Annotated in this window: 11 protein-coding genes; 9 read left to right on the top strand and 2 right to left on the bottom strand. The window is 73.3% G+C overall.

From position 1 onward, the window contains the following. Nucleotides 1-20 precede the first annotated feature (20 nt). From ABT127_RS05430 to ABT127_RS05400, 7 genes are all read left to right on the top strand, one after another. A complete protein-coding gene (locus ABT127_RS05430; RefSeq protein ID WP_351444827.1) occupies nt 21-761 on the top strand; it encodes a Mut7-C RNAse domain-containing protein in 741 nt (246 codons plus the stop codon). 230 nt (nt 762-991) lie between these two features. After that, nucleotides 992-2,530, top strand: coding sequence for a pectate lyase family protein (locus ABT127_RS05425; RefSeq protein WP_351444825.1), 1,539 nt, complete (start codon nt 992-994; stop codon nt 2,528-2,530). A gap of 79 nt (nt 2,531-2,609) precedes the next feature. Further along, a complete protein-coding gene (locus ABT127_RS05420; RefSeq protein ID WP_351444823.1) occupies nt 2,610-3,149 on the top strand; it encodes a hypothetical protein in 540 nt (179 codons plus the stop codon). A 95-nt stretch (nt 3,150-3,244) separates the two neighbouring features. After that, entirely contained in the window at nt 3,245-3,646 is a 402-nt protein-coding gene (locus ABT127_RS05415) for a CU044_2847 family protein (RefSeq protein WP_351444821.1), read from the top strand. A 3-nt stretch (nt 3,647-3,649) separates the two neighbouring features. Then, on the top strand, nt 3,650-5,761 hold the full coding sequence (locus tag ABT127_RS05410; protein WP_351444819.1) for a VMAP-C domain-containing protein: 2,112 nt from the start codon (nt 3,650-3,652) through the stop codon (nt 5,759-5,761). A 136-nt stretch (nt 5,762-5,897) separates the two neighbouring features. Further along, nucleotides 5,898-6,857 carry an AAA family ATPase gene (locus tag ABT127_RS05405; RefSeq protein ID WP_351444817.1) on the top strand — a complete coding sequence of 320 codons (960 nt, stop codon included), beginning with the start codon at nt 5,898-5,900 and terminating at the stop codon, nt 6,855-6,857. A gap of 12 nt (nt 6,858-6,869) precedes the next feature. After that, nucleotides 6,870-10,235, top strand: a complete 3,366-nt coding sequence (locus tag ABT127_RS05400; protein WP_351444815.1) for an SAV_2336 N-terminal domain-related protein — start codon at nt 6,870-6,872, stop codon at nt 10,233-10,235. A 40-nt stretch (nt 10,236-10,275) separates the two neighbouring features. Here ABT127_RS05400 and ABT127_RS05395 read toward each other — a convergent pair whose 3' ends face one another. Both ABT127_RS05395 and ABT127_RS05390 read right to left on the bottom strand, forming a co-directional pair. Further along, nucleotides 10,276-11,730: a CpaE/TadZ family protein gene (locus ABT127_RS05395; RefSeq protein WP_351444813.1), complete on the bottom strand. Its 1,455-nt coding sequence runs from the start codon at nt 11,728-11,730 to the stop codon at nt 10,276-10,278. Nucleotides 11,731-11,899: 169 nt separating this feature from the next. Continuing rightward, nucleotides 11,900-13,135 (bottom strand): CynX/NimT family MFS transporter, encoded by a 1,236-nt coding sequence (locus ABT127_RS05390; RefSeq protein WP_351444812.1) that lies wholly within the window; start codon nt 13,133-13,135, stop codon nt 11,900-11,902. A 160-nt stretch (nt 13,136-13,295) separates the two neighbouring features. Here ABT127_RS05390 and ABT127_RS05385 point away from each other — a divergent pair, with 160 nt between their 5' ends. Both ABT127_RS05385 and ABT127_RS05380 read left to right on the top strand, forming a co-directional pair. After that, entirely contained in the window at nt 13,296-13,985 is a 690-nt protein-coding gene (locus ABT127_RS05385) for a FadR/GntR family transcriptional regulator (protein ID WP_351444810.1), read from the top strand. Continuing rightward, nucleotides 13,982-14,515, top strand: coding sequence for a DUF6886 family protein (locus ABT127_RS05380; protein ID WP_351444809.1), 534 nt, complete (start codon nt 13,982-13,984; stop codon nt 14,513-14,515). Before ABT127_RS05385 ends, ABT127_RS05380 begins: the two co-directional genes overlap by 4 nt. The last annotated feature ends 66 nt before the right edge of the window (nt 14,516-14,581 follow it).

The following is a 14,581-nucleotide window of genomic DNA, read 5'->3' as shown; positions in this document are numbered from 1 at the left end:
CAACGTGGCATTCTGTGCCGATGAACGGTCCGGAGATCCTCGTCCAAGTCGCCCCCGAACTGGGCCTTTTCGTGCCGCGAGCCTTCCGGGGCGGAGCACCGGCCCCGCTCGCGGTCGACGGCGTCTCCACGCTCGGGCACGTCGTCGAGTCGCTGGGGGTGCCGCTCACCGAGGTCGGCACGCTGCTCGTGGACGGCGCCGAGACGGGCGCCGCGCACATCCCGGCGGCGGGGGAGCGGGCCGAGGTGCGCGCCGTGACCCGGCCGCAGGAGGTGCCCGGCGCCCCGCTCCGCTTCCTCCTCGACGTCCACCTCGGCACCCTCGCCCGCCGCATGCGGCTGCTCGGCGTCGACACCGCGTACGAGGCCGTCGACATCGGCGACCCGGCACTCGCCGCCCGCTCCGCCGCCGAACAGCGGGTCATGCTCAGCCGTGACCGGGGACTGCTGCGCCGCCGCGAGCTGTGGGCGGGCGCCTACGTCTACAGCGACCGTCCCGACGACCAACTCCGCGACGTCCTCGGCAGGTTCGCGCCCGAACTCCGCCCCTGGACGCGCTGCGCCGCCTGCAACGGCACCCTGTCCGAAGCCCGCAAGGAGGAGGTCGCCGACCGGCTCCAGGGCGGCACCCGGGCCGCTTACGACGTCTTCGCGCAGTGCGACCTGTGCGCCCGGGTGTACTGGCGCGGCGCGCACCACGACCGCCTGGAAGCCATGGTGGGGGCCGCGATGGCCGAGTTCGGACCGTCGAGCCGGGCGTAGATCGCCCGAGCCGCGAGGGCGGCGACGTGCGTCCGGCACCTTGCGGGCGGCACGGCGGGCCCCTATTCTCGCCGCCAGAAAGCGCTTTCTCCGCGCTTTGTTTCTGTGACGATCCGTCCCGTGGAAGCGCCTTGCCGCTTCCGGATCCGGCACAGCTGCTCCATCCCGCGGTGCCGACCCCGGCGCCCAGGAGCACCATCCGGAATCCGAGTAGGAACAGGGACACCAGCATGAGACGACGAGTCGCACGGAAGATCTACGCGGTGGCGGCCGCCATGGGCGTGGCCGCCGCCACCGGAGCGGTCCTGTCGATGCCCTCGGCATCGGCGGCCGCGGCCGGCAGCGCCTCCGGCTACGCCACCCAGAACGGCGGCACCACCGGCGGCGCCGGCGGGACGACGGTCAGGGCCACCACCGGAACCCAGATCCACGAGGCCCTGTGCGGCCGGGCCGCGAGCGACACCCCGATCACCATCGAGGTCGAAGGCACCATCAACCACGCCAACACCGCCAAGGTGTCCGGCGACAGCTGCAACACCGCCGCCGGTGTGATCGAGCTCAAGCAGATCAGCAACGTCACCCTCGTCGGTGTCGGCAACGGCGCCGTCTTCGACCAACTGGGCATCCACGTACGGGAGTCCAGCAACATCATCATCCAGAACGTGACCGTCCGGAACGTCAAGAAGTCCGGCAGCCCCACCTCCAACGGCGGCGACGCCATCGGCATGGAGAACGACGTCCACAACGTCTGGGTCGACCACGTCGACCTCCTCGCCTCCGGCGGCGAGTCCGACGGCTACGACGGACTCTTCGACCTGAAGGCCAACACCCGCTACGTCACCCTGTCGTACAGCACGCTGCGCAACTCGGGCCGCGGCGGCCTGATCAACTCCAGCGACAGCGACATCGACAGCAGCTTCATCACCTTCCACCACAACCTGTACGAGAACATCGACTCGCGCGCACCCCTGCTGCGCGGCGGCACGGCCCACATCTACAACAACTACTACGTGAGCCTGAACGAGTCGGGCATCAACTCCCGCGTCGGCGCCAAGGCCAAGGTCGACAACAACTACTTCAAGGACTCCAAGGACGTCCTCGGCACCTTCTACACCGACCTGGCCGGATACTGGCAGGTCAGCGGCAACATCTTCGACAACGTGACCTGGTCGTCGCCGGGTGACGACACCGACCCGGCCGGGCCCGACCCGGTCTCCAACACCACGGTCTCCGTCCCGTACGCGTACACCCTCGACGCCGCGAACTGCGTGCCCGACGTGGTGACCCGGACGGCCGGCGCGGGCACCGGTCTCAAGGTGTCGGACGGCAGCTGCTCCCCGCAGAGCCCGGACCCGACCGCCACCCCGACGGCGAGCCCGACCACGCCGGAGCCGACCGAGCCCGGCGGCACCAATCTCAGCCTCGCCGCGGGCGCCGACGGCACCGGCAAGGCGTCCGGCACCAGCTACGGCAACGTACGGGACGGAGACCCGAGCACCTACTGGTCGCCGTCCGGCACGACCGGCGCGGTGTCCGTCAAGTGGGGCTCGGCCACCACCGTCTCCTCCGTCCGCATCCGCGAGGCCGCCGGCGCCACCGGCGCCATCGGAACCTGGCGGCTGCTGAACGCCGACACCGGAGCGGTCCTGAAGACCGGCAGCGGCGCGGGCACCGTCTCCTTCCCGGCCGCCTCCCTGAAGAAGATCACCTTCGAGATCACCGGCGCCACCGGGACCCCGAAGGTCGCCGAGTTCGAGACGTACGCCTGACGGACCTGGTGCGGGGCCGTCGCCCATGATCGGATACGCTTCCGCGGACCTGACGTGTACAGGAAGAGGAGCTACGTCCGTGAAGCGGCGCCCCGCACTGGCCGGACTCACCCTGGCGCTCGTCGTCACGCTCACCGCGTGCGGCGGCGGTGACACCGGCGAGGCGTCCCCGTCGTCGGGCAGCGGCAGGACGGGCAGCGTCACGGTCGACCAGCAGACGCCCCGCAAGGCGAAGAGCACCAAGGTCACCGGCGTGCGCGACATCGAACGCCACGTCACCCGCAGGACCGCCACCTCCACCCGGCCGCACTACGTCAGGAAGTGCGAGACCGACACCCACCGGGTCAAGCACACCAAGCGCAGTAAGGGCCGCACCAGGACCTGGTACACGACCGAGACCGACCGCGACTGCCACAAGGTGCGCCGCGGCACCGAGAGGTACACCCGCGTCGTGCGCCGCGAGCACTGGTGCGTGCGGCTCGACGACGTGTCCGGCGCTCAGGTCACGACCGGCAAGGACGACGTCTGGTTCCGGGTGCCGCACACCGAGTACAGCGACGTGCGGATCGCCGACCGGCGGGCGAAGGTGACCATCGAGCCGACGTCGCAGGGGTGTTGAGCCGGAGGCACACTCCGGAGGCAAAGGCATCGATCTAGTAACCGTGCCGCCCCATCCGCTCCCCGGCACCGTCCCCTGTCGGCACAATGAGGCGCATGGCTCCCTCAACGGAATTGCCGACCCTGGAACTTGAGGACGGCACACCGGTCCGCTTCCTGCTCGCCGAACCGACCGTCGTCGCGGTCGGCGGCCGGACGCCGGACCCGGACGCCCCCGACCTGCCCGACGGCATGGGAGCGGCGGTGGCCGTCTCGCGGGGCGGGCAGGCCGTGGCCGCGCTGGCCACCGGCGCCCTGCACCAGGCGCTGCGCCCGCTCGGCACACTCATCGAAGAGGTGCACGGCGTCGTCACCGGCACGCCCGTGCCACCTTCGGAGATCAGCGTCAGCTTCGGCCTCCAGATCGGCGGCGACCTCAAGCTGGGTATCGTCGGAGCCACCGGACAGGCCCATCTGAACGTGACCGCGACCTGGGCACCCGCACCGTCGTCGGGCTGACCCATGAGCTGGTTCCTGCCGGACGACGGAGCGTCCGTTCGGGGCGCGCACCACGCCAAGGTCGCGGTCAAGGCGGTCCAGGGCGACAAGGCCGTCGGCGCCGGTGTCCTGCTCGCCCCGCACCTGGTGCTCACCTGCGCGCACGTCGTCAACGACGCCTTGGAGCGGCCCCAGTTCGAGGTCTCTTCGCCGGGCCACCGGTCGGTCAGGATCGGGCTGCTCACCGGCTCCTGGCAGATGTACGAGGCCCACGTCGCCTACTGGATCCCGCCGCGCCGTACGGACGACGGCGGCCCGGTACGCCCCGGCGTGGACCCCGACTGGCTCGGCGACCTCGCTGTGCTGCGCCTCGACACCGACGGACGGCAGCTGCCGAAGCCGCCACGGCGCCGGGCGATGGAGCAGGGCCAGGCAGTCCGCGCCTGGCACGGCGGCGCGCACGGAGCCACCTTCGCCGACGGCTGTGTGACCTCCTACGACGGCCGGTTCGGCTGGGTCGACGGTGCGCCGACCGGCATGGCCATCGGCCCCGCCTACAGCGGCGGCCCGCTGTGGGCGGAGGGGCACTCCGCCTGGACCGGCCTGGTCGCCGCGGCCTTCCTGCACTCGGACAGTCGGCGCAGCTGGGCCATCCCCTGGCAGCGGATCGAGAGCGAACTGCGGGCCGTGGGCGCCATCGACACCCGGCCCGAGGCGGAGCCGGATCCGCACGACACCGCGTTCATCCTCCTCACCGACGCGCTGAACAGCACCTTCCCCTCACCCGAGACCCGGCTCGGGGCCGCCGTCGACCTCGCCCGCACCTGCGGCATGGTGCCGCGCAGCACCATCACGGCGCCCACCGTCGCTCAGTTCGTCGGCTTCCTGCTCACCTCCCCTCGCGCCCTGGCCGCCTTCAGCCACACCCTGCGCCGCCGCGATCCGCGGGCCGCCGACGAGGCCCTCGACGCGGGCCGGATGGCGCCGGGGCCCCGGCTGCTGTCCGAGCGTGAGCACACCCAGCTCCACCGCCACCTGCTGACGCTCGGTCCTCAGGCGGCCCGCCGGCTGGGCGAGGCCGTGCGCGGAGCCCTGCCCAAGGCCGCCGGACGCCTCGACGGCGGCACCCTCGACGCCCTCGTCGACCAGCTCGAACCGCTCGACGGCGACAGCCGGTCCGCCGAGGGCGAACCGCGGGTGCCCGGCCTGCTCCGGGTCGTCGAATACCTGGCCGCCACCTACAGCCCCACCGAACAGGTCGGCCTGCGGCTGTGGACCGGCGCTGTCGCCACCCGCCTCGGCATTCCGCGCGCGGCCCTCCTGGAGCGTCGGGCGGACGGCGAGGAATGGGCCGTGGAACTGCGGAGCCGCTCCGACCGGGCGCGGCTCCTCGTGGAGATCACACAGGCCGGCCGCGAGCGGTTCCGGCTGCGCACCTGGTACGACGAGGGCGCGGGCCCGCGCCAGCTGTCCACCGACTCCACCGCCTCGTACACCGGCGCCGAGGCGGCCCGCGAACTGCTGCACGTCCTGGAGTCGCTGGACCTCTCCGGCACCGACGACCGGCGCCCCATGGTGGAGGCGCTCGTGGACCGGGCCGGGCTCAATCTGCCGGTCGACGAATGGGAGGGCAGCGGCCCCGACGACCTGGTGCCCGGAGTGCTCGGTGCCGAGTTCCCGCTCGTCGTGCACTGCCCCGAACTGCTCCGCAAACACGAGCGGTTCCTGCCCGAGTGGCGCCGCCGCTGGCAGCGGCTCGACCAGGGCACCACCCTCAGATTCAGCGGCGACGGCCTGGACAAGCGCAAGATCTACGGCCGGCTGATGGACGAGACCGACGCCGTACGGGTCTGTGTCGACGTCTCCGACACGGTCCGCGACGAGATCGTCCAGGTGTGTCTCGCCGTCGGCGTCCCGGTCGTGGTGTGGGACCGGGGGCCCGGGCACGGCTCGCACGCCCTGGAACAGATCGACTGCGTCGAGACCCGCGACCTGCCCGACGGCGTGCGCGCCTACCGGGCCAAGACCGTCAGCACCCCCGCCGACCACCCGGGCCGCCCGGTCCTCGCCTGGGCCGATGCCGATCGCACGATGCCGCGGCTGCATCTGTCCGAACCGGGCGAGGGGCCGGGGTGAGACCACGACGGGACAGGGAATGAAGTCGGGGGAGCCGGGGGCCGGGGGACCCCGGGGTCAACCTTCGCCCACCCTCGTACGTCTGTGTCCGTATGCCACCGCGTCCGAATGACACCGCGAGAGGATCACCCCACCCATGAGCACGCAACCCGATGCAGACTGGCGGCTGTTCCGCGGCGACGGCTCACAGCGCACCGTCACCCTGCCGCCCGCCCCGCCGTGGCGCCGTTTCACCCCCGAGAGCGGCGAACCGTCGGGCGCCACGCCCCTGCCGTACCTGATCAGCAAGGAGCACGCCGATGTCGTGAACGCGGCCCTGCACCTGCGCAGGCCGCTCCTCGTCACCGGCCCCGCGGGCACCGGCAAGTCGTCCCTCGCCTACGCCGTCAGCGCCGAACTCGGCCTGGGGGAACTGCTGCGCTGGCCCGTCAACAGCCGCTCGTCGGTCCAGGACGCGCTCTACCAGTACGACGCCATCGGCCGGCTGCGCGAGACGACGCTCAGCCGGGACCGGGGCGAGGCGGAACCCTCCATCGGTACGTTCATCCGGCTCGGTCCGCTGGGCACCGCGCTCGTGCCGGGGCGGCGGCCGCGGGCACTGCTCATCGACGAGATGGACAAGGGCGACGTGGACCTGCCCAACGACCTCTTGACCGTCTTCGAGGACGGCGTCTTCGAGATCCCCGAACTGGTCCGGCTCCCTGAGGACATCGAGAGCGTCGAGGTGCACACCGCCGACCACCGCGAGACCGTGACGGTCCGTCATGGGCAGGTGCAGTGCGCGGAGTTCCCGGTCGTCGTCATCACCAGCAACGGCGAACGGGACTTCCCGCCCGCCTTCCTGCGCCGCTGCATCCGCCTCGACCTGCCCGTCCCCGACGAGGACCGCCTGCGCGCCATCGTCGAGGCTCACCTCGGACCCGGCGCCCTCGAGTCGGCCGAGGAGATCCTGCGCCAGTTCCTGGACCGGCGCGCCGCCCACGAACTCGCCACCGACCAGCTCCTGAACGCGGTGTTCCTGCGCGGTGGCGGCGTCGACATCGACGCCCGCGGCCTGCTCGACGCCGTGCTCCATCAGCTGACCGGCACGGTCTGACGGTGTGCCGCGGTGACTGAGAACCCGGTGCTCGGCGACCGGCTTGCGGAGGCGCTGCGCGTACTGTCCGGAGCCGGCGTCGACCTCGACGTGCAGCAGGCACTCGACGTGCTCTGGCTCGCCGGCCGCCTGCCGGCCGAGCAGGCACCGCTGCGCCGGCACGTCGCGCCCCCGCCCGCCGAGGAACCCGACCGGCAGGCCGCCCCGCCCGTTCCGGTCGTGCCGAGCGTGCCCGAGAGCGGGCCGGCCACCGCACCCGCACCGCACGCCGAGCGTGAACTGTTCGCCGCCGCACGGCCGTTGCCCACTCCCGACCTGCTGCCGCCCCGCCGCACCCGGACCTTCGGCGGACGGACCGATGAACAGCGCAGGGCCCGCCCGCTGCGCATCCCGGAGAGCGGCGCGTTCCTTGACGAGCTCGCGGTGGGCCGCGCTCTTCGCCCGCTGCGCCGTCGGCACCCGAGCCGACACCGCATGGAGATCGACGAGGCCCGCACCGCCGCCGCGCTCGCCGAGACGCTGCTGCCCGACGTCGTACTGCGGCCCGCGCGCGAGCGCTGGCTCAGCCTCGTCCTCGTCGTCGACGACGGTGTTTCCATGCTGCTGTGGCACAAGATCACCGCCGAGCTGAAGACACTGATGCTGCGCCTCGGCGCCTTCGCCTCCGTGCGTGTCCTCGGCCTCGACAGCAGGTCGGCCACCTCGCCCCGGCTGCACACCAGACCGTTCGCCCGGCGCAGCCCCACCGTGTCCCCGGCCTCCCTGCTCGACCTTTCGGGACGCACCCTCGTCCTCGCCGTCAGCGACGGCATGGGCGCCGCCTGGCGCAGCGGCGCCCTGCACCGCACCCTCGCCACCTGGGCCCGGCGCGGCCCCGTCGCTCTTCTGCACACCCTGCCGCCGCCTCTGTGGGAGTCGTCCGGGATCCGCGCCGAGCGCTGGCAGGCCACCACGCGGCGGATCGGTGGCGCCAACACCTCGTGGATCGTCACCGACCGGATCCTGCCCCGCGACCTGGCCCCGTTCGACGACGTCCCCGTACCGGTCCTCGAACCCACCGCCGAATCCCTCGCCGACTGGGCGGCGCTGCTCGCCTCGCCCGGCACCACCGTCGAACTGCCGCTCCTGTCGCCGGCGGGTTCCGGCGGACACCCCGGCGCGCAGGACAGGGAGAGCGTCCAGCACTTCCGCGACTCGGCGACCCCCGAGGCGTACCGGCTCGCCGCCCATCTCGCGGCGGTCGCCCCCGTCTCCGTCCCCGTCATGCACCTCGTGCAGCAGGCCGTGCCGTGGCACGCCAGGACCTCCCATCTGGCCGAGGTGTTCCTCGGCGGGCTGGTCCGGCCGCACCCGGCCCCTGTGTCCGACCCGCTCCCCAAGCACCGCGTCTTCGAGTTCACCGAGGAGGCCCGGCAGGTCCTCCTGGACTCGGTGCCGCACGCCGAACTCCTGCGCACCGGCCGCCGCATCGGCAGCCAGCTCGAACAACTCGCCGGACGCAACGCCGACTTCCCCGCCTGGCTCGTCCAGCCCGACGGCATCGCCGTGATCCCCGCCGCGCATCGCGCGTTCAGCACCGTGGAGCAGCGACTGCTGCGGCGGTTCGGTGTGGGCGCCCGACGACTCGCGGAGACCGGCGCCGGGGACCTGTCCGACCGGGCTACCGGCACCACCGACGACTGGTCCGCGCTGACCGGCGACGACCCCGGCCGTATCGGCCCGTACGAACTCCTCGGCCGGCGCCGGGGCCGCCGCACCATCGCCTACCTCGCCCGCGACGAAGAGGGCGGCCATCTCGTCGTGCGCACCTCGCGCCCCGACGCACGGCCGGACGCCGACCGGCTGCTGCGCGCCGAGTCGGAGGCGCTGCGCCGGCTCGCCGGACGGCACGCGCCGCGACTACTCGCCACCGGACTCGACGCGCAACCACCGTGGCTCGCCATGGAACTGTTCGCCGACGACGACGCGCCCGGCGCTCAGCCGCCCCGGCTGAGCGAGGTGTTCGGCCGGGCCCTGGAGGACGGCCACCCGCCCTTCGACCTGCTCCAGAGCCTCGCCGTCAGCCACCAACTGGCCAGCGCGCTGAGCATCTGCCACCTCAACGGCGTGGTCCCCCAGCGGTTGAACCCCGAGAACGTCCTGGTGCGCCGTCGGTCGGTGATCCTGTGCGACCTGTCGGACTGCGTCATCGACGGCGAGCACCACGGCGCCGGCCGGCCGCACGCCCGGGCCGACAACATCCGCGCGCTCGGCGAACTGCTCCAGCTCATCGGCAGCAGGCCGCGCCTGAACCGCCCCGGCCTGTCGACCGACATGGAGCTGTGGCAGGGCGACACCTGGGAGTCGCTGCGCCGCGTCATCGGGCGCTGCCTCGACGACGATCCGGAGAACAGGCCCCGCGCGGGCGACGTCGCCGACCTGCTGGCCCGCTACCTCACCCTCAGCGACAGCAGCGGAGTCGTCCACGCCGACCTGCCGCTGGTGCGCGTACCGCTGGAGGAACCGCAGCCCGGCGAGGCCCCCCAGCAGGGGACCGGTGACCGGCCGCGCGGGCCCGGACTGCGCAACATGTGGCGCGGCTTCGGCACGGCGAAGGACGACGAACTCATCGCGGCCCTGCGCATCCCGCTCGGCCACGGGCCGCGGATCACCCTCATCGGCGCGCATCCGTACAGCGGCCGCTCCACGGCCACCATCACGCTCGGCTCCCTGATCGCGGCCGTGCGCCGCCGCCCGGTGCTCGCCCTCGACGGCGCCCCGGAGGCCGGCGCCCTCGCCACCTACCTGCCCGGCGGCCGCAACCCCGCGACGTTCCGGGATGCCGGGTCGCTGCCCCCGGGCGCCTCGTACGACGCGGTCAGCGCCCTCACCACCCGGCTGCCGACCGGCCTCGAGGTCGTCGCCCACCGCGTCGGGCACTTCACCCCGAGCCCCACGCACGCCCAGGAGTACGCGCGTCTTGTCGGCGCCGCCGCACCGCACTACTCGGCGGTGCTCACCGACTGGGGCGCGCGCCGCCTCGGAGAGTGGGTCGAACCCGTCCTGGAGCTGACCGACTCGCTCGTCATGTGCTGCATGTACGGAGCGGCCGCCTCGGAGTGGAGCGGACAGCTCCTGACCGAGCTGCGGGCGCGCGGCCACGAGGAACTGGTGGAGGAGGCACTGGTGCTCGTCATCGGCTCGTCGGCACCCTCATCGGGCCTGGACCTCGCTGTCCTCGCGCATCGACTCGGAGTCAGAAAGGATCAGTTGATCCAGGTGCTGTTCGATACGGCGTTCGTGGACCCCGGGTTTCCCGGGCTCGGCCGGCTGCGCCCGCGCACTGTCCGGGCCTTCGCGCAGACCGCCGCCCGGCTGCTGGCCCGCGCCGAAGTGTGAGACGTGACGAGGCTCTGCGGGGGCAGCGGACGCGGGGTGGTCACCGGGCCCGTGCCGCCCGGTGGAGCGCCTCGGCGGCGAGTTGGGCGGTCGCCCGGCGGGTCGCCGTGGAGAGCAGTTCCTCGCGGATCGGGCCGCCTGCGGCGAGGTGGCGGTCGTAGGGCAGGTGGACCACCCCGACGCCGGTCTCCCGCAGGTGTCCCATGGCGGTGCCGAGATCGAGGTTCTGGTCGGGCGTGCCCGAGGTGAGCGCCACGACCGTGGAGGACAGCGCGGAGTGCGGCAGCCCGGACAGCCAGTCGAGCACCACCCGGGTGCCGCCGACGCCCTCGACCGTCATCGGCGCGACGACGACACGGGCGTGCGCGGTGTCCATCGCGGTCCGCGCGACCTCGCCGGGCAGCGTCTCGCAGTCCGCGACGGTCACCGCGAAGTGGCGGCGCAGGGCCAGCGTCACGGTGCGGTACGTGGGGATGTCCAGCGGGGGACCCACCCGGCCCTGGCTCGCGGGCAGCAGCCAGCCGCCGTCCGGCAGCGGCACCAGATACCCGGTGATGTCGAGCAGATGCATCTCCGGCGTCAGGATCTGCGCCAGCTCCGTGATGGACCAGCGCACCGTCGGCGCGCCGAGCCGCACGGCGAGCGTGCCGAGCGCGGCGTCCGCCTCCAGGGCGAGGACCGGGTCCTGCCGTTCGCGCTGGAGCGTCCTGGCGACCAGCGCGGCTGTCGTCGTCTTGCCGACTCCGCCGCGGATCGAGGTCACGGCGACGACCCGCCCCGACGTGAGAGGCACCTGCAACTCCCGTGCGAGACGCGCCTCCGCGCCGCCCGCCTGCGCCTTGGGCGCGGCGAGCCGCCGGATCGACTGTCCGGTCCGCCGCGCCACGGAGTCCCCGTGCACGGGCCGACCGACGGCCTGCGTCAGCCGCGGATCGACGGTGGGCACGGATTCGGGCGCGGGGAAGGGGACCGCGGGGGCGGCCGTGCGCGGGCGCACCGCGGGTACCGCGCTGTGGGGCACGGGCGCCGGGGGCTGTCCGGGAGGTGTGGGAGGGGCGGCTGAGGGGTCGGGTGACGGTACGGGCGTCGGCTCGGCGTCCACCGGCGGTGCGAGTGCCTGCGTCGAGAACGTGATCGTCGCCGTGTCCGGCTGTGCCGGTGCGGGCCGTACGGGTGCTGACGCGGCGTCAGTCGTCGTGGGCTCGGGCCGGGCGTCGAAAGGGCTGACCGGATCGGGTTCCGGCGCCGCGTCGAGGGGGCCGGCGGGCGCGTCGTCGCTCTCCGGCGCGGGAGCCGGCGGCGGTACGGACGCCGGGGCCGCGCCCCCGCCGGACTTCGCGCGTGCGGCCGAGGCGGGCCGGCGGCGGCCCGGGTTCGGCCGCGAGGCGTCCGGGTAGCGGATCGGCAGCGGGGGCTTGGCGGCGGCGGGCGCCGGAGCACCGCCGGAGGCGGGCCCCTCCACGGGCGTCACCGCGGCACCCGGCTCATGCCCCACGGGCCGGTCCTCACGTCGAACTCCATCGGCGCACCCCCGAAATCGAGCCTCACCGGCCACACCTGTGCGTGCACGGCTCCTGCGGAACCCTGGCCGCAAATCCTATCCCCCGCACGGTGGGAGCAGCGGCAAAGCCCCCTCCACGTGGCGCTCGCGCGGCCCTCGGCGGTCAGGCGTCGAGGTGGCGGACCCGGCCGGCGCCCACTCCGGCGATGCCCATCGGCACGCACAGCACCGCGAGCAGCGTCAGCGGCACCGTCCAGCCGCCGGTCGCGTCGTGCAGCGCGCCCAGCAGGAACGGACCGGCCGCCGCGAGGAGATAGCCGACGCCCTGCGCCATGCCGGACATCTCCGCGGCCCGCGCGGCGTCGGGGGAGCGCAGCACGATCACCGCGAGCGCCGTGCTGATCAGCAGGCCCGAGCCGAAGCCCTGCATCAGCATCCACGCGTACGCGCCGCCGACCGGCGCCACGATCAGGCCGATGAGGGAGCCGAGGAAGAGGAGCGTGCCGACGACGGCGAACGGGACCTGGTTGCGCAGGCGCCCCACGAGCGCGGTGAAGGCGAGCGAGCCGGCGATGCCGACGAGGCTCATCAGGGACAGCATCCAGCCCGCTTCCGCGGTCGACATGCCCTCACTGGTGAGCATCGCGGGGATCCAGGCGGCGCACGCGTAGTACTGGAGCGACTGCAGACCCATGGTGAGGGTGACCTGCCAGGCCAGTGGTGAACGCCGCAGGGGCGTACGGGCGGTGGACGCCGTGGCCGCCGCCGCGGGCGGGACGTCGGGGCGGCGCAGTTGCGGCACCCACAGCAGCAGGGCGAGGGCGGACAGGACGGCCCAGACGCCGATCGCGCCGCGCCAGCCGAGCCCGAGCGCGTCGCCCAGCGGCACCGTGACCCCGGCGGCGAGGGCGGCGCCGCAGAACAGGGCGACCGAGTACAGGCCCATCATCAGGCCGGTGTGCCGGTGGAAATGGCGCTTGATGATGCTCGGCACCAGGACGTTGGAGAGCGAGATCGCCGCACCGATCAGGGCCGTCCCGGCGAACAGGGCGGGCAGCCCGGGTGCGAGGCGCAGGGCGATGCCCGCCGTGAGCAGCATCATCATCGCGCCGAGCGCCCGCGTCATGCCGATCCGGCGGGCCAGCTTCGCGGCGAAGGGGGCGAGGATCCCGAAGCACAGGATCGGCAGGGTGGTCAGCAGGCCCGCCATGGAACCGCTCAGGCCCGTGGAGGCGCGTATCGCGTCCAGCTCGGGCGAGACCGCGACGACGCCCGGCCGCAGATTCATGGCGATCAGCAGGATGCCCGCGGCGAGCAGTCCCGCGACGGGCGGTGCGGGGTTGTCGGTGGCCGGGGTCGCGGATGCGGTGGCGGTTGTCTGGTCGGCAGTCTGCGGCATGCGCACCAACGTAACATCCCATGTTTCCGCGTTATCGAGCCGCAAATAGTGCATTATAGGTCAAAACCAACAAGATGTGCGACCTAGATATGGGATATTTGGCCGAGGTGCGTGAGGTGAGAACCTGCGTTCACGGAAAAGAGCGAGAGAGGCCGCCACCTTGTCCGAAGCAGCACAGCCGACCCTGGTCCAGCGGACCATCGGACGCATCGAGCGCTCCATCGAGAGCGGCGAATGGGCCGTCGGCGACCGCATCCCGGCCGAGGGGCAGCTCGTCGAGGCGCTCGGAGTGGGGCGCAACACCGTGCGCGAGGCGGTGCGCGCGCTGTGCCACACCGGCCTCCTCGAGGCGCGTCGCGGCGACGGTACGTACGTCCGCGCGGCCAGCGACCTCAACGCCGCGCTCCAGCGCCGGCTGCGCCGGGCCGAGCTGAAGCACGTGCTCCAGGTGCGCCTGGCCATCGAGCGGGAGGCGGCACCGGCCGCCGCCGTCCACCGCGGCGAGGACGACCTGGCCCGCATCCTGTCCGCCCTCCTCGCCCGGCGCCGCGCCCAGGACAGCGGCGACGCGGCCGCCTACGTCGACAGCGACCTGGAGTTCCACCGCGCCATCGTCACCGCCGGCGGCAACCCGCTGATGACCGAGCTGTACGAATCCCTCGTCGAGGCCGTACGGGACAGCATCGCCTCGCTGCGCCCGAGCTGGGCGCCGGAGCTCCCCGGCGCCTGCGCCCACGAGGACCTGGCCGACGCGATCGCCCGCCGCGACCCGGACGCGGCGACCAAGGCAGCCTGGGCGCACACCCAGACGGTGGAGGCCGCCATGGAGCGGATGGGGGAGCGGCAGTGAGGCCGGGCCCGGGCGAGGTGCTGCACTTCTCCGAGGACCCGGCGATCACCGAGTTCCGCCCGCACGTCGCCGCCACCGCGCGCGAGGCCGAGCCCTACGTCTGGGCGGTCGACGCCGTCCAGGCGCCCGCCTACTGGTTCCCGCGGCAGTGCCCCCGCGCCCTGGCCTGGGTCACCGCGGCCACCACGGAGGCCGACCGGCGTGCCGTGTTCGGAGCCGCCCCCGAGGAGCGGGTGCACGTGATCGAGTACGGCTGGGCCGAGCGGATGCGCACCGCCCGCGTCTACGCCTACCGGCTGCCCGCCGACCGCTTCGTCCCCTTCGGGGAACCCGTGCCGCACGCCTGGGTCGCGCGGGACACCGTGCGGCCCCTCGGTCCCGCCGAACCCGTCGGCGATCTGCTGACGCTCCATCAAGGGGCAGATATTCAGCTGCGGTTCGTCAACGACCTCTGGACATACTGGGACGCGGTCACCGCCAGCACCCTGGGTTTCAGCGGCATCAGACTGCACAACGCGACCCCGCGCTGACCACTGTCGAAGGCCCCGTGCCCGGCTCTACTCTGGCTGTGCCTCAACGGTCCTGAGGGGGGTCGC

The sequence above is a fragment of the Streptomyces sp. NPDC001904 genome, from assembly GCF_040297005.1.
Lineage (GTDB): Bacteria > Actinomycetota > Actinomycetes > Streptomycetales > Streptomycetaceae > Streptomyces.
This window is presented reverse-complemented; position numbering and strand designations above follow the sequence as displayed.